This window comes from Solirubrobacter soli DSM 22325, from assembly GCF_000423665.1.
GTDB classification, from domain to species: Bacteria; Actinomycetota; Thermoleophilia; order Solirubrobacterales; family Solirubrobacteraceae; genus Solirubrobacter; species Solirubrobacter soli.
In genome coordinates this window covers 268,494-289,731 of record NZ_KE384070.1, presented here as the reverse complement: position 1 = coordinate 289,731, position 21,238 = coordinate 268,494, and the positions used below count along the sequence as shown (strand labels likewise).

Sequence of the window (21,238 nt, the reverse complement as noted above, 5' to 3'; positions counted from 1 at the left end):
ATTCACATCTCCGCACCAGTCAGTCAGATGACGAAGCGGGGTCAACTCTCATGTTGGGCCGCCGAGAACGTGGCTGTGCCAACCCTGAAGCCGTTGGCGGTCGTGACGACTGCGCTCGCCCTCCTGACCCTGCCGGCGTCCGCCTCCGCGGCGCCCACCGTGTGTTCCCCCGCCACGTGCGGCCAGAAGGCCAAGCCGCGGACGCTCGTCCTGGCGCCGAAGCACAAGACCAAGAAGGCGCGCAAGACCACGCTGCGCGTGACTGTCGCCGCGCCTAAGGGCGCCCGCGCGCGGGTCAGGGTCAGCGGCCCGGGCGGCTTCAAGCGCACGATCAAGAAGACCACTCGCTTCGGGACGGTCCGCCCCGGCGCGTATCGCGTCGTCGCCGCCCCGATCGCGGGCAAGGAGTACACGACGTTCGCGACCTACCGCGAGACGCGGGCGACCCTGCGCAAGGGCGCGGCGGGTGCGATCGACGTGCGGTTCGGCCAGCGGGTGAAGAACGCGACCCGCGTCGCCGCGGCGTCGGCGGTCAAGTCCGTCGCCGACGTCGGCGGCGGGGTCCTGGAGGCGACGGTCGAGTCTCCGACGAGCGCGATCGGCGTCGGCTCGGTGCTCGCCGCCGGGATCGGCCCGGTGACGCCGAAGGGCCTGCTGATCGCGGTGGAGAGCGTGACGCGCTCCGGCACACAGACGATCGCGCGCGGCAAGCAGGCGCCGCTGACGGCGATCGGCCCGACGGGCGAGCTCGTCAACGACCGAAAGCTCTCGCTCGGCGAAGTCAAGAAGACCTCCGCGTTCACGAGCGCCATGCCGCGCGCGTTCGCCGCAGGCTCGACCTGGCAGCCGCTGGCCGACACGCCGCTGGTCTGTTCCACCGGCTCTGGTCAACTCTCGTCGAGCGTGAGCGTGGCCGCGGATCTGCGCGTCCAGCTCGGGTGGAACGCGAGCGGCGAGGTGTCGGCGCGCGTATCGGGTGACCTGAGCGCGATGGCGGGGCTGAACGTGCGCCTCACCGGCGCGTCCGCCTGCACCTTGGACGCCGACCTGCTCGGCCATGACCTGGCGCTCGACCCCGTCGAGATCTACGCGGGACCTGTTCCGGCCGTGATCGTCCCGACGCTCGGCTTCCACGGGACCGTGTCCGCGGTCTCGGGCTCCACGCTGGAGACGGCGGTGTCTCCGCTGGTCAACGCCACGATCGCCGCCGAGTGGGACGCGGGTGGCTTCTCCAAGTCGGCCAAGGTCGACCGCTACAGCGCGTCCTCGAAGCCCGTCCCGCGGTCCGCCGCTCGCGTCCGGGCCTCCGTGACCCCGCGCATCACGTGGGCGTTCCCGGGTGCCCACACGCTCGCCGTGGCCGCGGAGAACCGGCTGAGCTTCGACGCCGATCCGGCCGCCAAGCCCTGGTGGAAGCTCGCGAGCGGTGTCGGGATCTCGGCCGCGTTGAGCGTCGCCGGCGGCCCGGCCGACGAGCGGACGGTCTGGTCGGAGGACTGGCCGGTGCAGAACGCGTCCGCGCTGCCGATCCCGGTGTTCGCGGCGGCGGCGCCGCCGCGGGCGACACCCGGCGCGGCCTACTCGGCCACGCTTTCCGCAAGCTCTTCCTACGGCCCTCTGAGCTACTCGATCACGCGCGGCGCGCTGCCGGCCGGGATCGCGCTGGACGCCGCGACGGGCGTCATCTCGGGCACCTGGCCGGCGGACCGGTGGGACTCGGCCCAGTTCGTGCTCGCCGCGCGCGACCGGTTCGGCAACGAGGGGTGGAAGACGTTCACCGTCGACACCGTCGGCCGCCCTCTGGCGATCACGACGACCACGCTCCCGGATGGCACCGCGACCCAGGCTTACTCGGCCTCGATCGCGGCGGACCGCGGGGTGGTCGCGGACGGGTGGAGCGTCGTGGCAGGCGCCTTGCCGCCCGGGGTCAAGCTCGGGTCCGACGGGCAGCTCGCCGGGCTGCCCACCAAAGCCGGCACGTTCACGTTCACCGTGCGTGCGGTGGCGTTCGACGGCGCGGTCGCCGTACGCGAGCTCACGATCACGATCGCCCCGGCCGCGTTGGCGATCACCAAGACCACCCTCGGCGACGCGACGTTCGGCCAGGCCTATGAGCAGACGCTGACCGCGACCGGCGGCCTCGAGCCCTACACCTGGAGCGCGACCGGTGTCCCGGCCGGACTGGCGGTCAGCTCAGGCGGGCGCGTCACCGGCTCCCCGACCGTCGCCGGGGCCAAGACGTTCTCCGCCACGGTCACCGACGCCGACGGCCGCACGGCGACCGCGACGATCGCTCTGACGATCCAGGACATCCCCGCGCCGGTCGTCTCGACGGCGACGCTCCCCGAGGGCATGGTCGGCGTCGCCTACCAGCAGACGCTGGCCGCCACCGGCGGGCGCGGGCCGTACACCTGGTCCGCCACGGGCGCGAACGGCCTCTCGGTCTCCGCCGGCGGCGTCGTCAGCGGCACGCCGTCCGCGGCGAGCACCACGCCCCTGAACGTCACGGTCACCGACGCCGACGGACGGACCGGATCGCGCACGATCAACGTCGCGGTCCTCCCCGCCGGCCTGGAGATCACCGCGGAGTGGCTGTCCGACGGCCATGTCAACGAGGCCTACGACGACGTCGTGACCGTCATCGGCGGCACCGCCCCGTACACGTTCTCGCTCGACAGCGGGACCCTGCCCGGCGGGCTCAGCCTCAACGCGTCGACGGGGCACATCACCGGCACGTCGAACGCGTCCAGCACCACGACCGCGACGTTCACCGTCAAGGTCGAGGACTCGGCCGGCCAGACCGACACGCAGGCCCTGTCACTGAAGATGTGGAAGAACAGCGCCATCTCGTTGTGGGACGTGTCCTGCCCCACGGCGGGCTTCTGCATGGCGCTCGACGCGATGAACGGGGCGTACGCGCTCGAAGGCGGGCGCTGGCGCCCACGCGCCGACAGCGTCCCGATGGGGATGTTCGCCGGGCAGCTCTCGTGCGCGACGGAGACGTTCTGCATGGTCGTCAACCAGGAGCACGGGATCGGGATCTTCGACGGCACCGCGTGGACGGTGCTGCCTGATCCCGGCTTCCCCGACCACATGTTCAGCGATGTCGACTGCGTCACGCCGACCTACTGCGCGATCGCGGCGATCACCTGGGACCCGAACACACAGGATCCGGAGTCGCAGGTGCTGGTCTACGACGGCAGTGGCTGGACCCTGCACGGCTCTTCCCCGGGCGTGGACTTCTGGTTCATCGACTGCGTCGCCGTCGACCAGTGCGTGCTCACCGGTGGCCGGGACTCCGCCACGTTCGACGGCACGACGCTCTCCATGCTGGCTCCGCAGGCCGACGTGCTGCGTGACGTCGCGTGTGCGTCGATGACGACGTGCTTCGCCCCGGGGGACACGGGCGCCTACGCCTTCGCCGGCACAGCGTTCGGGGCGGTCAACGTCACCGGCGGCGGGCAGACCCTGTGGATGGCCGCCGGCGGCTGCGCGCCGACCGGTGACCGGTGCATCGCGGGCGGCGGCAACGCCACCTTCGACAGCGGCGTCACCTCCCTGTGGCTCTGGAACGGCGCCGCGTGGAACAACAGCCTGACGGTGCCCGCGGGCGTTTACGCGAAGGGCTCGTGCGGCGGACCGTCGTTCTGCGTCGCCGTCACGAACACGGGCCGCGGCTACATCTGGAACGGCACCACCTGGTCTGGCCCGCGCACGTTCGCGCACGCCACCTAGGACTCAGTCGAGCTCGGTGGCGCCACCGAGCACGGCGAGGCCCCATTCCGCGGTCTCGAGGCCCGCATCGAGCGCCGCCCGGTAGGACGCTTCGGCGTCCTCCCGGCGGCCGGGCTGGTCGGTGAGCAGCGCGCCGAGCAGCAGGTCCGCCTCGGGGATCTCGGCGTACGCGGCGAGCCGCAGGAGCTGCTCTGCCTCCGCTCGGCGTCCGGGCGCGCCGGAGACCGCGAGCGCGACCGCGATCAGCGCCTCGGTCTCCCCCGCCTGCACGGCATCGCGGAAGCTGGCTTCGGCCTCGTCGGTGCGGCCGGCGAGGGCCAGCATCGTCCCGCGCCAGATCGGATCGTCGGGATCGACCTCGTCCGGGTCCACGGCGTGCTCGAGCTCGGCGCCGAGGTTGAACGTGCCGACGGCGGGCGTCGAGAGGATGCCGCCGAGGATGAGCCACGCGCGCTCGTGCCCGGCCGCCACCGCGGCGGCGTAGGCGGCCAACGCCTCGTCGCGACGGTCCGGGTAGCCGCTCAGCAGCAGCCCCAGTTCCAGCACGGCGTTCTCATGCCCGCGGCCGATCGCCGCGCGGAACGCCGCCTCGGCTTCGTCCTGACGGTCGGCGTCGCGGGCGAGGAGCCGGCCGAGCCGGTACGCGGCGATCGTGCTGCCCGCCGCGTGGGCCGCTTCGAGCGCGACCTCGACGTCGGCTTCGCGCCCACCTTGGTCGTGCAGCGCGCGGGCGAGGTAGTCCAGCGCCACCGTGCTGCCCTCGGCGATCGCCGCGCGGCTCGCCTGCTCGGCCTCGGCGGCGTGGCCCGGTTGCCCGACCAGCGCCCAGGCCAGCCACACGTACGCCCACCCGTGGCCGTCGGCGGCGAGCTCGCGCGCGAGCGCGGCGACATCCGCCTGGCGGCCGGCCTGGTCGGCGAGGGCGCGAAGCAGCTCAGGCCGCCGGTCATCCCCCACCGCGATCGCGTCGCGGAACGCGCCCTCGGCCTCCGGGTAGCGCTGGAGCCGAGCGAGGATCGAACCGAGATAGCCCTGCGCAACCGTGCTCCCGTGCGCGATCGCGTGGCGGCAGGCGTCCTCGGTGTCGTCCTCGCGTCCGACCTGCTCGACCAGGATCCAGGCGAGGTAGTCGTAAGCGTCGGTGCGCCCTGCGGCGAGCGCCGCCCGCAGATGAACCTCCGCCTCGTCCCGCCGGGCGACATCCTGCGCGAGCAGCACGCCGAGGTCGAAGCGCGCAGCGTCGTCACCGGCATCGATGGCGGCGCGTAGCGCCGCTTCGTCGTCGCTCACCGGATCGAGACTATCCGCCGGTCGGTCGTCATGCCCCGCCGCGGCCGGCATGAGGGGTCGGCGAGGAGAAGTCCCCGCGGGCGGGCGCCGGGCCGGCGTCTCAGAGGGCGTACGTCCATTCCGCCCAGGAGGCAACCCCATGATCACCGCTGTCCCCCAGAAGCTCGTCGCCGCGCTGTTCGGCGCCGTGCTGGTCCTGACGCTCGCGCTGTCGATGAGCGCGCGCGCCGAAGCCGCCGACGTCCGCGTCGAGTTGGTCAACAAGCTCAGCGGCGAGGTGCTCGCCCCGAAGACGTTCGGCGGCATCCCGCAAGGGAGCGTCGGCCTGAGCTTCTCCGGGCCGCACCTGTCGTCGCACACGTGGGTCAAGGAGGCGTTCGGCAACGCGGCCATCTATCACCAGGGCAACAACACGAGCCGGTGCCTGACGGCCTCGACGAGCTCCAACCTCGTCACGACGCAGCCGTGCAACCACGGTCAGAACCAGCTGTGGGCGCAGGGCCTGGAGTCCGGCTGCTTCCGCGAGCTGCGCAACCTCAAGTCGTCGCGGTCCCTGAACGCCCAGGACGCCAAGCAGAACGGCACGACGTTCTCCGAGCTCGTCGACCAGCAGTTCTTCACCGGTGCCAGCCGCATGCTGTGGCAGGTCCACGTCCTCTGATCGACACCCTTCCGCGGCGCGTCACGGACGCGCCGCGGAAGCGGTCTCAGCGCGCGACCGCGAGGCGGTCAGACGTGGCGGCGCCCACGACCGGCGCCGGCTGCCACTCGAAGCCGTCGGGGTCGGTGAGCGCGCCGATGTCGCCGTCGATGATCAGCCGGTGCGAGCCGCTGCCGTCCTGGTCGACGCCCGCGTCCTTGGCCAGCGCCTTTCGGCCGTAGAGTCCGAGCGCGATCGCACCCGCCGGCATGTCGAACTCGACGTACTTGCGGCCGAAACTCCGCGCGACCGTCAGGCCGTGCTCGAGGTAGAAGCGCTTGCTGGCGGGGACGTCGGCGGCGCCGAGCAGCAGCACGATGCGGTCGATCTCGCGGGTCGCCGGGCCCGAGTCCTTCTTCTTGGAGGTCGCGACCTTCCAGATCGTCCTGTCGGGCGCCTGCACAACGCCACCGAAGCCCCACAGCGACTTCGACGCCGGCTTCAGCGACGTCGCGCCCGCGGCGAGCGCGCTGTCGATCAGGGCGGCGGCCGTGGCCGGTTGTGACACCGTCAGCGACAGCGTGAAGGCGCGGAAGCCGGTGCTCGGCGCCTCCGAGGCCCGCAGGCGCAACTCGGGCCCGAGCCCGAACGCCTCGGAGTAGAAGTCTCGCGCGGCGCTGGTGTCGGCGACTTCGAGGGTGACGGAAGCGATGGAAGCCATGACCGCGATGCTAGGTCCGGGCCGGCGGTGGCGCTTCTCCATTCCTGCTCGGTCTTGTCGAGGTACGCCCCGGCGCGAACAGCGCCGTGATCGTCGGCGCGGCAGAATGTGCGTGTGGGAGACGAGTCGAACCCGACGCTGCGCGCGCAGGTGCGGGAGGTGTGCGCGCGCTTCGGCGACGAGTACTGGCGCGAGTTGGACGCGCGGCGTGAGTACCCGCACGCGTTCGTCGACGCGCTCACCGAGGCGCGGCTGCTCTCCGCGTTGATCCCGGCCGAGTACGGCGGGCTCGGGATGAGCCTCACGGACGCGAGCATCGTGATGGAGGAGATCAACCGCTCCGGTGGGCACTCCGCCGCGTGCCACGCGCAGATGTACACGATGGGCGCGCTGCTCAAGCACGGCAACGAGGCGCAGAAGCGCGCGTACCTGCCGGGGATCGCGGGCGGGGAGATCCGGCTGCAGGCGTTCTCGATCACCGAGCACGAGGCGGGCTCGAACACGACCGCGATCGCCACGACGGCGACGCGCGACGGCGACGCCTTCGTCATCGACGGCCACAAGAACTGGACGAGCCGCATCCAGCAGTCCGACCTGCTGCTCCTGCTCGCCCGCTCCGGTGACACCGAGGGGCTCAACCTGCTGCTGATCGACCTGCGCGAGGTCGACCCGGACGCGCTGGAGATCACCCCGGTGCGGACGATGTTCAACTACGCCACGAACGAGGTCCGCTATCGCGGGTTGCGGGTGCCCGGCTCGTCGCTGATCGGCGAGGAGGGCCAGGGCTTCCGCTACGTGATCGACGGCTGGAACGCGGAGCGCATCCTGCTCGCCGCAGAGGCGATCGGCGACGGCTACTGGTTCACCGAGCGCGCCACCGCCTACGCGAACACCCGCGAGGTGTTCGGCAAGCCGATCGGGGTCAACCAGGGGGTGCAGTTCCCGATCGCGAACGCCTACATGCAGGTCCGCGCGGCCGACCTGATGCGCTACGACGCCGCCCGCCGGTTCGACGCCGGCGAGCCCTGCGGGGCCGAGGCCAACATGGCGAAGCTGTTGAGCTCTGAGGCGAGCTGGGCCGCGGCGAACGTCTGCCTCGACACCCACGGCGGGTACGGCTTCGTCGACGCCTACGACGTCGAGCGCAAGTTCCGCGAGACACGCCTCTACAAGGTCGCGCCGGTCAACAACAACCTCGTCACGAGCTTCATCGCCACGAAAGTGCTCGGCCTCCCGCGCTCGTACTGAGCGCCGTGGCGACACCCACGCCCGCGACGGCCATGCCGAGGAGCGTGAGCGGCCGGACCGGCTGACCGAGCACCGGCCCCGATGCCAGCGCGGTCACCGCCGGGACGAGCAGCAGCAGCGCGCCGACGTGGCTCGCGGAGGTCTCCCGGAGCAGCCGGATCAGCACGAGCACCGTCAACACGCCCATGCCGGCGGCGATCCACGCGACCGACAACACGAGGTGCGCGCCGAGCTCGACGCGGCCGCCGAGGATCGCGAGCGCGGGCGCGAGGACGAGCGCCGCGGTGACCGACTGCACCGCGACCGAGGCGAACGGGTCCACCCCGTCGGCGACGCGCTTCTGCAGCACGGTCCCACCCGCCAGCCCGAACAGCCCGACGAACGTCAGACCGAGGCCCGCGCCGACGTGCGCGCTCGAGAGCTCCGGGAGCAGCCCGGTGAAGACGCCCACCGCGCCGATGGCGAGCCCGGCCCAGCGCCGCCGGCTTCCGTTCTCGAGGCCGGCGCGCAACGCCAGCGCCGTGGTGACGAGCGGCGAGAGCCCGAGCATCACGAGCGCCGACACGCCGGCCGGGACGCCATGCGCCATCCCGCCGTAGACGCCGGCGAACTGCAGCACCTGGAGCAGCAGGCCGACCAGCGCCAGGCGACCGACCGGCACGTCGCCCAAGCGCCCGCGGGCGAGCACCAGCGGCACGGTGATCAGCGCCGCGAGCACGAACCGCGACTCCAGCAGCGGCAGCGGATCCGCGACCTGGAGCGCCAGCGCGCCGACGACGTAGCCGGAGCTCCAGAGGACGATGAAGAGCGAGGACATGGCTTCGATGCTCCGCGCCGCGCGCGCGTGCATCAATCACTCCTCGACGAAACCGATACCGTTTCGTGATCAATGGACCTCGATCCCGCGCACCTCCGCTCGCTGCAGGCGATCGTCCGCTACGGCGGCTACCACCGCGCGGCCGAGGCGTTGCACCTGACACAGCCCGCGGTCAGCCGCCACATCCGGCGCCTGGAGGAGCAACTGGGCGAGCCGCTCTTCGCGCGCGACGGCCGCGGCGTGCGCCTGACCGCGTTCGGCGAGCGGGCGGCGGCCGAGCTCGAGTCCGTGCTCGCCGCCCACGACCGCGCCGTCCAGCGACTCGTCTCCGACCGCCCGTTCGTCCTCGGGACGATCGAACATCTGGCGGACCCGATCCTCCCCCGCCTGCTCTCGGTGGTCCGCGAGCAGCTCGGCGACCGCGTCATCCAGGTGCGCATCGACCGCTCCGCCGAGGTGAGCCGCGCCGTCGGGCGCGGTGACATCGACGCCGCCTTCACCCTGCACCCGTACGACGTCCCCGACCCGGTCGCGCTCGGGCCCGTCCGCCTGCACTGGTGGCGCGCGGCGGCGCAGCCGGACCCGACCACGCTCCCGGACCCGCTGCCGCTCGTCGCCTACGACGCTCCGTGCGCCCTGCGCGACCTCGCCCTCGCCCGCATCCGCGACCTCGGCGCCGACGTCACCCTGACCGCCGAGAGCCCACACATGAACGGCGTCCACGCCGCCACCCGCGCAGGCATGGGCTACGCGCTCCTGCTCGCCGGCGCCGACGGCCTCGCCCGCATCCGCACCGGCCCGCTCGCCGAGGGCATCGCGACGCCGATCTGGCTGGTCGCGAGCGAACGCCACCGCGACCTCATCCCCGCGTTGCGCGCCGCGGCCTGGCGGGCCCTGCGCTCAGCTGCCCTCGCCGACGCCGCCTAGACCGAGAACGCGGCCACCAAACGGTCCAGGTCCGCCGCGTAGCCCGCGAGCTCGCCCGAGGTCGATGCCACCTGGGCGGTGCTGGCCGACGACTCCTGGGCGGCGGCCGAGACCTGCTCGGTGACCGCGCTCGAGTTGTTCGCGACGTCGGAGACCTCGTCCGTCGCCTGCGCGACGCGGGTGATGCAATCGCTGACGTCCTCGATGCTGGCGGCGAGGTTGTCGAACGCCGCGCGGGTCTGCTCGACGGTCTGGGAGGAGGACTCGGCGAGCTTGCGGACCTCGTCGGCGACGACCGCGAACCCGCGGCCCTGTTCGCCGGCGCGCGCGGCCTCGATGGCGGCGTTCAACGCCAGCAGGTTCGTCTGGTCGGCGATCGACGCGATCTCGGCGGTGAGCGCGACGCCCTCCTTGGCGACCTCGCGGGCCCGTGCGGCGCGCTGGACCGCGTCCTGCGCGGCCTCCTGGGTGGAGGCGACGAGGCGGACCTGGCGCTCGGCGCCCTCGGCGACCGAGCCGACGGCGGTGGCGATCTCGCCGATCGAGGAGCCGGTCTCCTGCGCACTCGCGGAGAGTTGCTGGGAGCTGCTCGCGACCTTCGCCGCGAGCGCGCCGATGTCACCCACCATGCCGCCGACCTTCTCGTTGAGCCGCACGCGCATGGCGTTGTAGGCCTCCAGACCGCCTTGTGCCTTGGCGAGCATGCCGTTGAAGACCTCGCCGAGCTCGCCGACGGACTCGCCGGGGGCGGCGGTCAGGGGGGTCGTCACCGGGTGCACGTCGACGGTCAGGTTGCCCTCGGCGGCCGCGGCGAGCCCTTCGCCGAGCCCCGTCAGACAGTGGTTCGAGAGGCTCGTCAGCCGCGACTCGAGGCCCTCGAGCACCGAGTGGTCGCCGAGCGCGCGACGCTGGGTCTCGCGGACGTCGTTGTAGCCCTCGAGCGCCGCCTGGGCCTTCGTGAGCATCGAGTTGAAGAGGTCGACCAGCGCCTGCACGGCGGGGTCGTCGCTGCGGATCGCGATCGGCGAGGTGACAGGGGTGACCGCGACCGTGAGGTCGCCGCCGCGCATCGCGTCGAGCCCGGCGACGAGGTTGGTCAGGCAGTTGTCGTGCAGGCTGGTGAGCCGCTGCGTGAGCTCCCCGACGGCGGGATCGTCGGCGAGCGAGGTGGAGCGAACCGGGCCCTTCGAGCTGCCAAAGAACGAGACGGCCACGAAGGGCCTCCTTTTGGGACAAACGGTTTCCCCGCAGTAACCACGGGGCTTTGTTGTCCCCCAATCGACTGACAAGGCCATCCCCTGAATGGGGGATGGCACTTCAAAGCGCGAAGTCGACGGATGTCCGATCCGCGCAGGCGCCGAGCAGCTGCGGGGGCGCCACTTTCGCCACCAGGCCCGGCTTGGTCCCGGTGACGACGTAGGCCGTGACCGCGCCGACGAGCTCGCAGAACGCCGCGGGCCGCGCCACGGGCGAGAACAGCGCCCGGCACTGCAGCCACGTGTTGAACTCGGCATCCAGGTCGAAGCCGACGCCGAGCGCCGCGTGGCCGAAGACGTCGTGGACGACCCGCAACTGGTCGACGACGCCGCCCTGCACGCCGCCGAGCAGCGGATGCGGGGGCTCGCACGCGATCGTCCGCAGCGTCATCGTGCCGGCGGATCGCAACTCTGCGCACAGCTCCGCGCCGCCCGAGTACGGCTCGTCCTCCGTCCGCACATAGCGGACCCGCACGGCGAGCGAGCCTCGGATGACCTCGAAGAGCCGCGCGACATCGCGCTCGAGCGCCCGGTACGCCCGCAGGACCGCGGCGCCCGGAGCTTCCATGGGCGCGAGAAACCACTCCGCGACCGCCTCGGCGACCTCGGCTCGCAGGAGCTCCGTCGTCCGCAGCACGGACGGGGCGGGCAGGGCGCACAGCGCGAGCCGCTCGGCCTCGAACTGCGCCCGATGCCACATCGGGAAGACCTCGGCCGGCGCGCTCATGCCGCCTCCAACGCCAGCGCCGGGGTCCGCTCGAACGCCAGCGTCAGCGCGACAACCGCCGCGCAGACGACGGCGATCAGGACCAGCATCGCGACGACCGAGACCTGCAGCGTCGGCACCAACAGGACCGCGGCGCAGCCCGCCAGCACCAGCCCGGGCCGCAGCACCGGGCGCGGCATCAGTGGCGCGTGCAGCGCCCACGTCAGCGCGATGAACGCCGCGACGGGGATCGCGATCGCCCACCCGATCGCGCCCGGCGGGTGCCCGACCTGCTCGACCGCGATCTCCAACCCCGCGCCGATCGCGGCCAGCGCCGCCAGCAGCCCGTAGTGGCCGTAGCCCCACACGTACGACCGCTCGCGGTGCGCCACCAGTCCCTCCCCCGCCGGTTGCAGGAAGTAGAGCCACCAGAGCGCGAAGACGAGCACCAGCGCCGCCGCGCCGATCGCGACCAGCGGCAGGCTGAACCCGTCCGCCGACAGCGCCCGGTCGACGCCGGTCGACGCCGCGAAGACGCTCTCGCCGAACAGGATGATCGCGAACAGCCCGTAGCGCTCGGCGATGTGATGCGGATGCCAGCTCGTCGCCCGCCGCTGCTCCGCCCACACCGGGATGCACAGCTCGAGCGCCACCAGCGCGAGGAACACGACCACCCGCGACGTGTCGCCCAGCAGCCCCGCCTCGTCGACCGCCAGTCGCGACAACCACAGCACCTCGGCGAGCGTGATGCCAGCCGCGTAACGCAGAGCGGTCTCGCGACTCGAAGGGTCGTCGATCGCCGCCCGCAGCCAGTGTGAGACCAAACCGATCCGCATGATCGCGTAGCCGATCGTCACCGCGCGCCAGTCGCCGTGGTCCAGCGCGGAGGGCACGCCGGCCGCCAGCACCAGCACGCCCGCCATCTGCACCAAGGTCAACAACCGGAACGGCACGTCGTCGGTGTCGAACGCCGACGCGAACCACGTGAAGTTCACCCACGCCCACCAGATCGCGAAGAACACCTCCAGGAACGGGATCAACTCGCCGAGCGCCGACCCACGGCCGATCGCGACGGCGAAATGATGCGCGAGCGCCGCGACGGCGATCACGAACGTGAGGTCGAACAGCAGCTCGAGCTGGCTGGACACGCGGTGCGGCTCATCGGTCGAGCGCGCGGTCATGCGGGTGCGGATGGTCACGCAGAGGACAGACCGGACGAGGCCCCGATCCGTGACATGTCACAGACGCCGGCGCTGTCCGGTCAGTGCCGGGTGAAGCACATCCAAGCGAAAGGCATCCTCAGATGAAGATCGTGGTCATCGGCGGCACCGGGCTGATCGGCTCCCAGGTCGTCTCACAGCTCAACATGCACGGGCACGACGCGGTCGCCGCGGCGCCCAACACGGGCGTGAACACGCTCACCGGCGAAGGCCTCGCCGAGGTGCTCGAAGGCGCCGACGTGCTCGTCGACGTCTCCAACTCGCCTTCGTTCGAGGACCAGGCGGTCTACGACTTCTTCGAGACCTCGACGACCAACCAGCTCGCCGCGTGCAAGGCCGCGGGCGTCGGGCACCACGTCGCGCTCTCGGTCGTCGGCACCCAGCTCATGGCCGACAAGGGCTACTTCAAGGCCAAGGCGCGCCAGGAGCAGCTGATCGTCGAATCCGGCATGCCGTACTCGATCGTGCACGCGACGCAGTTCTTCGAGTTCCTCAAGAGCATCGCCGCGCTGGCCACCGAGGGCGACACCGTCCGGCTTCCCCCGGTCCTCTTCCAGCCGCTCGCGGCCGAGGACGTCGCCAAGGCCGTGGCCCGCACGGCGGTCGGCGCGCCGGTCAACGGGATCGCCGAGGTCGCCGGCCCGGACCGGGTCCGGATGGACGAGCTGATCGCCCAGGCGCTGAAGGCCGGCAACGATCCGCGTACCGTCGTGACCGACCCGGACGCGCCGTACTTCGGCGTCTACCAGGTCGACGACACCACCCTGAACCCCGGCGACGGCGCGATGCTCGGCGACGTCCACTTCCAGGACTGGCTCGAGCGCCAGCTCGCGACGGCCTGATGCCGCCCGTCCGCGTCATCGTCGCCAGCCCCGAAGAGGCCGCCGACGCCAACGTCGAGTTCTGGATCGGCGCCGAGCAGGTGGCCGTGACCGTCCTCTACGACGGCCGGCTGCACCTGCGCATCGATCCCCGCCGCGACGGCGAGCCCTGGCTGATCGATGCCACGAGCCTCGCGCTCGCGCTCCAGAGCGCGACGCGCCAGCTCGCCGAGTACTGACCTCCCCTGAAAGGACCTTCCGATGAGCACGCGACTGCTGTACCTGCTGTCCGCCGACGACAAGCCGCCCTGCGAGCGCGACCGGGTGGACTCACTGGCGGCCGCGGCCCGCATGCCGGGTCGGCGGCTGCCGCGGTGGGCGCGATGAGCGCGGACCTCGTCGAGCGCTCCGAACAGGAGCTCTCCTGGGCGGGCCTGGCGGTGGCGGAGACGATCCGCGCCGCCGAGCTGGCGGTGATCGCCATCGGCGCGCTGCTGATCTGCCCGCCGCTGGCGATCCTCGCCGTGGTCGTGGTCGTCCCGACCGTCGCCCTGGCGCTGGTGGTCGGAGCGGTGGTGGCGATCATCTCGCTGCCGGTGTTCGTCATCCGCCACCTGCACCGCCACCGGGCCGGCACCGCGCACGAGCGCGTCCGCCGGCTTGCGCAGCTCGGGCGCGAGGACTCCGCATCAGGAGTCCGCGCCCTCGCCCACCGCGCCCAGGCCAAGCTCTACCGGGCCGCGCCGCGATGACCGCGGTCGCGCTCCGCCCGCGGCAGCTGCTCGGCGTCGACGACCTCGCGGCCACCGACGTCGAGGCGCTGCTCGACATGGCGGCGCTCATGCGCCGCCACCGGTTGGCCTGGCGCGGCGCGCTGGAAGGCAGCGCGGTCGCGTGCCTGTTCGAGCAGCCGTCGACCCGCAGCCGGGTGTCTCTGGAGGTCGCGATCACCCGGCTCGGCGCGCTCCCCGTGATGCTCAGCCCGGCGGAGCTGCGGCTCGACCATGGCGACACGGTCGCCGACACCGCGCGGATCCTGTCCGCCTACTGCGACGCGATCGCGGTCCGCACCCGCCACCACCGCGACCTGCTCGAGCTCGTCGAGCACGCATCGGTGCCGGTCGTCAACGTGCTCACGGACCGCGAGTACCCATGCCGTGCGCTGGCGGACTGCCTGACGCTGCGCGACCGCTTCGGCGAGCTGCGCGGGCTCCCGCTCGCCTACATCGGCGACTGCGAGGCGGTCGCGCACTCGCTGATCGGCGCCGCGATGCTGACCGGCGTCGACCTGCGGATCGCCGCCCCGCCGGAGCTCGGACCGGACCCGGCGCTGCTCGCGCTCGCCGGCGAGAGCGTGCGCATGTGCGATTCCCCGCGCGAGGCGGTGCGGGGCGCCCTCGCGGTCTACGGCGCCCCCTGGCGCGTCGAGCTCCCCGACGCCTACCGCGTCACCCCCGAGCTGCTCGCGCACGCCGCCCCGCGGGCCGTGTTCCTGCACGCGATCCCGACCGCCCGCGGGCGTACGGCCGATCGCGACGTGCTGGACGGGGAGCGCTCGCTCACGGCCGAGCAGGCGGCGAACCTGCTGCCGGTCGAGCAGGCGGTGCTGCGCGCGCTCGTGACCGGCGATTGGGAGCTGTGATACTGCGGACGCGCCATGGACGAATCGCACCTCCCAGCGCCCGGACTCCTGGGCCGGCAGGCTGAGTGCGATGAGCTGGACGGCCTGATCGCGGGCGTCCGCGGCGGTCAGAGCCGCGTGCTGGTGATCAGCGGCGAGGCCGGCGTCGGCAAGTCGGCACTGCTCGAGTACCTCGCCGAGCGCGCGGACGGGTGCCGGACGGCGCGTGCCGCGGGCGTCGAGTCCGAGATGGAGCTGCCGTTCGCCGGCCTGCACGGGATGTGCGCGCCGCTGCTCGACCATCTCTCGCGGCTCCCGGGGCCGCAGGCGGACGCGCTCGCCATCGCGTTCGGCCTCAGCGCCGGGCCGCCGCCCGATCGCTTCCTGGTCGGGCTGGCGGTCCTCACGCTGCTGGCCGAGGTCGCTGAGGAGCAGCCGCTGCTGTGCCTCGTCGACGACGCGCAGTGGCTCGACCGGGTGTCGGCGCAGACGCTCGCGTTCGTCGGCCGGCGGCTGCTCGCCGAGCGGGTCGCCCTGGTGTTCGGCCGGCGCACCAACGGCGGCGAGAACCACCTCGCCGGGCTCCCGGACCTGGTCGTCGGCGGGCTGGGACCCGCCGACTCGCGGGTGCTGCTGGAGGCCACGATCCCGGGTCCGCTGGACGAGCGGGTGCGCGACCGGCTGCTCGCCGAGGCGGGCGGCAACCCGCTGGCGCTGCTGGAGCTCCCGCGCGGCCTCACCCCCGTGACCGTGGCGGGCGGCTTCGGGTTGCCCGGCTCGATGACACTGACCAGCCGCATGGAGCAGGGCTTCGCGAGCCGGCTGAAGCCGCTCCCGGCGGAGACCCGGCGCCTGCTGCTGCTCGCCGCGGCGGAGCCGGTCGGCGACGTGATGCTGCTGCGGGCCGCGGCCGAGCGGCTCGGGATCGAGCCCGACGCGGAGGCGCCCGCCGAGGCGGCCGGGCTGATCCAGCTCGGCGCGCGGGTCCGCTTCAGACACCCGCTCGTGCGCTCCGCCGCGTACCGCGGGGCGACGGCGCCGGAGCGGCGTGAGGTCCACCGAGCGCTGGCGGACGCGACCGACCCGCAGCTCGACCCCGACCGGCGCGCGTGGCATCGCGCCCACGCCGCGGAAGGTCCCGACGAGGCGGTCGCGGACGAGCTCGAACGCTCGGCCGGCCGCGCGCAGGCCCGCGGCGGCGTCGCCGCGACCGCCGCGTTCCTCGAGAAGGCCACGGCGCTCACCCCCGATCCGGCCCAGCGCAGCCGGCGCGCGCTCGCGGCCGCGCGGGCCAAGTTCCGCTCAGCGGCCCCGGAGGCCGCGCTCGACCTGTTGGTGCTGGCCGAGCTGAGCCCGCTCGACGAGCTCCAGCGCGCGCGGGTGGCGCGCCTGCGTGCCGAGATCGTGTTCGCGCTCCGGCGAGGGCGCGACGCCCCGCCGTTGCTGCTCGACGCGGCGAAGGAGCTCGAGGCGCTCGATCCCGCGCTGGCGCGGGAGACGTACCTGGAGGCGCTCGGCGCCGCCATGTACGCCGCCACCGGCGTGCGCGAGGCGGCCGAAGCGGCCCGCACCGCGCCCGCGGCGCCGGCGCCGCGCTCGGTCGACCGCGTGCTCGACGGCATGGCGCTGCGCTTCACCGACGGTCCCGGCGCCGCCGCGCCGTCGCTGCGGCATGCGGTCCAGGCCTTCCTCGATGAACCGCTCGACGGCCACGAGGCGGTCATGCGCTGGCTCGCGCTGTGCCCGGTGGTCCAGTCGCTGGCCGTGTTCGAGCTGTGGGACGCGACCGCGTTCCACGGGCTCGCCGACCGCGCGGTGCAGCTCGCCCGCGAGTCCGGCGTGCTCACGACGCTGCAGATCGTGCTCGTCTACCGGGCGGGTGTGGATCTGTTCACGGGGGCCTTCGACGCGGCCGGGGTGCTGATCCAGGAGGCCGACGCGATCGCCGCCGCCACGGGCAATGCCGCGCTGGTGTACGCGCGGCTGCTGCTCGGGGTCTGGCGCGGCGGCGAGGCCGAAGCGACCACGCTCATCGCCGAGTGCGTCGCGAGCGCGACGGCGCGCGGCGAGGGACGGGTGCTGACGCAGTGCGGGTACGCCACAGCGGTCCTCAACAATGGCCTCGGGCGCTACGACGTGGCGTTGGAGGCGGCGCGGCGTGGCAGCGAGGACGACGACCAGGGCTACGCCGGGTGGGCGCTGGCGGAGCTGGTCGAGGCGGCCACGCGCACGGGCCTGCCCGAGGTCGCCGCGGCCGCGCTTCCGCGTCTCGAAGCGCGCACCCGCGCCGCGGGGACGGATTGGGCGTTGGGCGTGCTCGCCCGGGCACGGGCGCTGGTGACCGGTGACGACGCCGACTACGTCGAGGCGATCGAGCGGCTGGAGCGAACGCCCATGCGCATCGAGCTCGCCCGCGCCCGCCTGCTGTACGGCGAGTGGCTGCGCCGTGAGGGCCGGCGGATCGACGCGCGCGAGCAGCTGCGGGCGGCGTACGAGGCGTTCGCGCAGATCGGCTCGGAGGCGTTCGCCGAGCGCGCCCGCCGCGAGCTCGTGGCGACGGGCGAGACGATCCGCCGGCGAACGGCGGAGACGCGCGATCTGCTCACACCCCAGGAAGCGCAGATCGCGCGCCTCGCCGCCGAAGGGCACACGAATCCGGAGATCGGCGCCCAGCTCTTCATCAGCCCGCGGACCGTCGAGTACCACCTGCGCAAGGTCTTCGGCAAGCTCGACATCAGCTCGCGCCGCGAGCTCGAGGGCGCGCTGCCCTGAGGCTCACGCCGCGAGGCTCAGGCGGGCCGGCTCGATGTCATCTGCGAGCAGCTCCTCGAGCGCCTCGAGCTCGCCCGTGCGGGCTGCGGCGAGGAACGCCTCGAGCAGGCGGGCATGCTCGGTGGCATCGACATCCCAGCGCACGTCGCCCGAGAGGCGGCGGCGGGCGCGGGTGACGATCTGGCGGACGTTCGCCTCGCTCAGGCACAGCAGGCGCGCGATCCGCCGGTGCGGGTACTCGAACGCCTCGCGGAGGATGTAGACGGCGCGTTCGGTCCGCGACAGGCGTTCGAGCAGCATCCACAACGAGTGCTCGAGGTCCTCGCCCTGCTCGGCGCCGCGCAACGGGTCCGCGCTCGGGTCGATCGCGTCGCCGGGCCAGGAGCCGACGGCGGCCTCGTGACGCATGCGGGCCGACTGGCCGACGTTGAGCGCGAGGCGCGTGGTGGTCGTCGTCAGGAACGCCGCCGGGTCGCGCACGACGTCGCGGTCGGTCTCCTGCCAGCGCACCCAGGCGTCCTGAACGATGTCATCGGCCTCGGCGGGGTTGGTGAGCACGCGCCGGGCGATCCGCAGCAGACGCGGGCGCGCATCCATGAACGACGCCGCGTCGATCTCGGAGATGGCGATGGAGGGCATGCTCCGAGCTTCCTCCGACGACGTTGCGCTCTCATCTGCGCACCTCCCGCGTGGGGTCCCTAGTCTCCTCCCGCGGGGGTCCCTAGGGACCCCCGGCGAAGCCTGGCTAAGGTTGCGGGAATGCTCCCGGGTCGCAGCCGTGAAAGCGAGCGGCTCGACGCGCTGCTGGAGCGGGTGCGGACCGGCACGAGCGGCGTGCTCGTCCTGCGCGGTGAGGCGGGGATCGGCAAGAGCGCGCTGCTCTCCTACGTGGCCGACCGCGCCTCGGGGTACCGGCTGCTGCGGGCCGCCGGGGTGCAGGCCGAGATGGAGCTCGCGTTCGCGGGGCTGCATCACATCTGCGCGCCGCTGCTCGACGGATTCGACCGCCTGCCCGCACCGCAGGGGGATGCGCTGCGGGTCGCGTTCGGCCTGCAGGAGGGCGGCCAGCCGTCACGCTTCCTGGTCGCGCTCGCGGTCCTCGGCGTGCTGGCCGAGGCGGCCGAGGCGCAGCCGCTGGTGTGTCTCGTCGACGATGCCCAGTGGCTCGACCAGGCATCCGCCCAGGCGCTCGCGTTCGTCGCCCGCCGCCTGCTGGCCGAGCCGATCGCGATGGTCTTCGCGGTCCGCGAGCCGGTCGACGCCGACGCGCTCGCCGGCCTGCCGGAGCTGCGCGTCGAAGGGCTGTCCGACAGCGACGCGCGCTCGCTGCTGGCGTCGGTCGTGCCCGGGCGGCTCGACGAGCGCGTGCGCGATCGCATCCTCGCCGAGAGCCGCGGCAATCCGCTGGCGCTGACCGAGCTGCCGCGGCGGTTGACGCCGGCGGCGCTGGCCGGCGGCTTCGGGCTGCCGGACGCTCGCCCGCTTGCTGGGCGGATCGAACAGAGCTTCCTGGAGCTCGTCCAGTCGCTCCCGCACGAGACCCAGCTGCTGCTCTTGACGGCCGCGGCCGATCCGGTGGGCGACGCGAACCTCGTGTGGCGCGCGGCGGGCGAGCTGGGGATCGGGGGCGACGCGGGCGGGCCGGCCGAGAGCGCGGGGCTGCTCGAGTTCGGCCTGCGGGTGGACTTCAAGCACCCGCTGGTCCGCTCGGCGGTCTACCGGGGCGCGCCCGCGGGCCACCGCCGCGAGGTCCACCGCGCGCTGGCGGCGGCGACCGACCCGGCGGTCGACCCCGACCGGCGGGCGTGGCATCGCGCGCACGCCACGGCCGGCACCGACGAGACGGTGGCGGGCGAGATGATGGGCTCCGCCTGCCGCGCGCGGCGGCGCGGCGGCCTGGCGGCGGCCGCCGCGTTCCTGCAACGCGCCACCGAGCTCACGCCCGAGCCGGCGGTGCGCGTCGAGCGGGCGCTGGCAGCGGCGCAGGCGAAACTGGACGTCGGCGACCCGGGCGCGGCCACCGACCTGGTGCTGGCCGCCGCGGCCGCCCCGCTCGACGATCGCCAGGCGGCGCGCCTCGCCCGGCTGCAGGCGTCGATCGCGTTCGCGCGCCGGCGGGGGAGCGACGCGCCGCCGCTCCTGCTCGACGCGGCCCGGCGTCTCTCCCCCCACGATCCGGGGCTGGCGCGCGAGACGTTCCTCGAATCGATCGCGGCGACGCTGTACGCGGGGCGGCTGGCGGTCGGGCCTGGGGTGCGCGAGCTGGCCGAGGCCGCCCGCTCCGCCCCTGCGGCACCATCGCCGCCCACCGCCGCCGACCTGCTGCTCGACGCGCTCGTGACGCGGTTCACGCAGGGCTACGCGGCGTCGGTCGCACCGGTGTCCGCGGCGCTGCGGGCGTGCGTCGAGCAGGGCTCGATCCAGTGGCTCTCGCTCGGGTGCCGGCTCGCGCAGGACCTGTGGGACGACGGGCTCTGGGAGGCGCTGGCGACCCGCGGCGTGCGCGCCGCGCGCGAGACCGGCACGCTCAGCCGGCTGCCCGTCGCGGCCACCCACCGCGCGGCGGTGCACGTGTTCGCCGGCGAGTTCTCCGCCGCCGCGTCGTTGGTCGAGGAGTCCGACGCGATCACGGAGGTGACCGAGGGCGCGCCGGTCAAGTACGGCGCGATGCTGCTGGCCGCGTGGCGCGGCGACCCGGTGCGCGCCGCCGCGCTCTTCGAGCCGGCGCGGCGCGAGGCGACCGAGCGCGGCGAGGGCATGGGCCTCGGCGTCCTCGCTTGGGCGACCGCGCTGATCGCGAACGGTCGCGGTCGTCACGGCGAGGCGCTCGAGGCCGCCCAGCTTGCGTGCGAGCACGAGGACGTGGGGATCTATGCGTGGGCGCTGGCGGAGCTGGTCGAAGCCGCGGTCCGCTCCGGGCGCGTCGATGTCGCCGCGCCCGCGCTTGCGGTGTTGAGTGAGCGGACGCGGGCGAGCGGGACGGCGTGGGCGCTCGGCACCGAGACCGCGGCGCGCGCCCTCGTGCACGACGACGAGTCCGCGTACCGCGAGTCGATCGACCTCTTGTCCGGCACCCGCGTCGCCGTCGCGCTCGCGCGGTCGCGGCTGCTCTACGGCGAGTGGCTGCGCGGGCAGAACCGCCGCGGCGAGGCCCGCGAGCACCTGCGGACCGCCTACGAGAGCTTCAGCCGCAGCGGCGCCGATGCCTTCGCCGAACGCGCGCGCCTCGAGCTGCAGGCCGCGGGCGAGGCCGTCCGCCGCGTCGACGCGGCCCCGCGCGACGTGCTCACCTCACAAGAGGCGCAGGTCGCGCGGATGGCCCGCGACGGACGCACCAACCCGGAGATCGGCGCGCAACTGTTCATCAGCCCTAAGACGGTCGAGTACCACCTCCGCAAGGTCTTCCGCAAACTCGACGTGAGTACCCGCCGCGACCTGCGCGAGGCGCTCGCGGACTAGGAGCT

At 73.5% G+C, this 21,238-nt stretch carries 18 protein-coding genes; 11 read left to right on the top strand and 7 right to left on the bottom strand.

Annotation, left to right across the window (positions count from 1 at the left end; translation table 11 throughout):
- Positions 1–75: 75 nt before the first annotated feature.
- Entirely contained in the window at positions 76–3,735 is a 3,660-nt protein-coding gene (locus G569_RS0134250) for an Ig domain-containing protein (protein ID WP_157592513.1), read from the top strand.
- Positions 3,736–3,738: 3 nt separating this feature from the next.
- Here the strand turns inward: G569_RS0134250 and G569_RS0134245 are convergent, their stop codons facing one another.
- Positions 3,739–5,025, bottom strand: coding sequence for a hypothetical protein (locus G569_RS0134245; RefSeq protein ID WP_028066760.1), 1,287 nt, complete (start codon positions 5,023–5,025; stop codon positions 3,739–3,741).
- A gap of 139 nt (positions 5,026–5,164) precedes the next feature.
- Here G569_RS0134245 and G569_RS0134240 point away from each other — a divergent pair, with 139 nt between their 5' ends.
- On the top strand, positions 5,165–5,686 hold the full coding sequence (locus tag G569_RS0134240; RefSeq protein ID WP_028066759.1) for a ricin-type beta-trefoil lectin domain protein: 522 nt from the start codon (positions 5,165–5,167) through the stop codon (positions 5,684–5,686).
- Between the two features lie 46 nt (positions 5,687–5,732).
- Here G569_RS0134240 and G569_RS0134235 read toward each other — a convergent pair whose 3' ends face one another.
- The gene (locus G569_RS0134235) at positions 5,733–6,386 is read right to left on the bottom strand and encodes a VOC family protein (RefSeq protein ID WP_028066758.1); all 654 of its coding nucleotides are present in this window, start codon (positions 6,384–6,386) and stop codon (positions 5,733–5,735) included.
- Between the two features lie 114 nt (positions 6,387–6,500).
- On the opposite strand from G569_RS0134235, the gene G569_RS0134230 reads away from it, so the two are divergent.
- Positions 6,501–7,634 carry an acyl-CoA dehydrogenase family protein gene (locus tag G569_RS0134230; RefSeq protein WP_157592512.1) on the top strand — a complete coding sequence of 378 codons (1,134 nt, stop codon included), beginning with the start codon at positions 6,501–6,503 and terminating at the stop codon, positions 7,632–7,634.
- Here G569_RS0134230 and G569_RS0134225 read toward each other — a convergent pair.
- On the bottom strand, positions 7,594–8,451 hold the full coding sequence (locus G569_RS0134225; RefSeq protein ID WP_157592511.1) for a DMT family transporter: 858 nt from the start codon (positions 8,449–8,451) through the stop codon (positions 7,594–7,596). The two genes, G569_RS0134230 and G569_RS0134225, sit on opposite strands and share 41 nt — an antisense overlap.
- A 72-nt stretch (positions 8,452–8,523) precedes the next feature.
- On the opposite strand from G569_RS0134225, the gene G569_RS0134220 reads away from it, so the two are divergent.
- Positions 8,524–9,378, top strand: a complete 855-nt coding sequence (locus tag G569_RS0134220; protein WP_028066755.1) for a LysR family transcriptional regulator — start codon at positions 8,524–8,526, stop codon at positions 9,376–9,378.
- Here G569_RS0134220 and G569_RS66690 read toward each other — a convergent pair.
- The 3 genes from G569_RS66690 to G569_RS0134205 form a co-directional block, all read right to left on the bottom strand.
- Positions 9,375–10,007, bottom strand: coding sequence for a methyl-accepting chemotaxis protein (locus tag G569_RS66690; RefSeq protein ID WP_442800907.1), 633 nt, complete (start codon positions 10,005–10,007; stop codon positions 9,375–9,377). The genes G569_RS0134220 and G569_RS66690 overlap by 4 nt on opposite strands.
- Before the next feature lie 688 nt (positions 10,008–10,695).
- Entirely contained in the window at positions 10,696–11,361 is a 666-nt protein-coding gene (locus G569_RS63275) for a hypothetical protein (RefSeq protein ID WP_028066753.1), read from the bottom strand.
- Positions 11,358–12,521, bottom strand: a complete 1,164-nt coding sequence (locus G569_RS0134205) for a low temperature requirement protein A (RefSeq protein WP_053227485.1) — start codon at positions 12,519–12,521, stop codon at positions 11,358–11,360. The genes G569_RS63275 and G569_RS0134205 overlap by 4 nt, the downstream gene beginning before the upstream one ends.
- 122 nt (positions 12,522–12,643) lie before the next feature.
- On the opposite strand from G569_RS0134205, the gene G569_RS0134200 reads away from it, so the two are divergent.
- Genes G569_RS0134200 through G569_RS0134175 form a run of 6 tightly spaced genes read left to right on the top strand, consistent with a single transcriptional unit; the run spans position 12,644 to position 17,774 of the window.
- Entirely contained in the window at positions 12,644–13,402 is a 759-nt protein-coding gene (locus tag G569_RS0134200; RefSeq protein WP_028066751.1) for an SDR family oxidoreductase, read from the top strand.
- On the top strand, positions 13,402–13,620 hold the full coding sequence (locus G569_RS0134195; RefSeq protein WP_028066750.1) for a hypothetical protein: 219 nt from the start codon (positions 13,402–13,404) through the stop codon (positions 13,618–13,620). The genes G569_RS0134200 and G569_RS0134195 overlap by 1 nt, the downstream gene beginning before the upstream one ends.
- Positions 13,621–13,642: 22 nt before the next feature.
- Positions 13,643–13,768 (top strand): hypothetical protein, encoded by a 126-nt coding sequence (locus G569_RS66170; protein WP_306765331.1) that lies wholly within the window; start codon positions 13,643–13,645, stop codon positions 13,766–13,768.
- Positions 13,765–14,133, top strand: a complete 369-nt coding sequence (locus G569_RS0134185) for a hypothetical protein (protein ID WP_028066749.1) — start codon at positions 13,765–13,767, stop codon at positions 14,131–14,133. Before G569_RS66170 ends, G569_RS0134185 begins: the two co-directional genes overlap by 4 nt.
- The gene (locus G569_RS53920; protein ID WP_037501151.1) at positions 14,130–15,023 is read left to right on the top strand and encodes an ornithine carbamoyltransferase; all 894 of its coding nucleotides are present in this window, start codon (positions 14,130–14,132) and stop codon (positions 15,021–15,023) included. Before G569_RS0134185 ends, G569_RS53920 begins: the two co-directional genes overlap by 4 nt.
- 15 nt (positions 15,024–15,038) lie before the next feature.
- Positions 15,039–17,774: a helix-turn-helix transcriptional regulator gene (locus G569_RS0134175; RefSeq protein WP_028066748.1), complete on the top strand. Its 2,736-nt coding sequence runs from the start codon at positions 15,039–15,041 to the stop codon at positions 17,772–17,774.
- Positions 17,775–17,777: 3 nt separating this feature from the next.
- Here G569_RS0134175 and G569_RS53915 read toward each other — a convergent pair whose 3' ends face one another.
- A complete protein-coding gene (locus G569_RS53915) occupies positions 17,778–18,413 on the bottom strand; it encodes a sigma-70 family RNA polymerase sigma factor (RefSeq protein WP_053227400.1) in 636 nt (211 codons plus the stop codon).
- A 120-nt stretch (positions 18,414–18,533) separates the two neighbouring features.
- Here G569_RS53915 and G569_RS0134165 point away from each other — a divergent pair, with 120 nt between their 5' ends.
- Entirely contained in the window at positions 18,534–21,233 is a 2,700-nt protein-coding gene (locus G569_RS0134165) for an ATP-binding protein (RefSeq protein WP_037501148.1), read from the top strand.
- Positions 21,234–21,238: the final 5 nt, after the last annotated feature.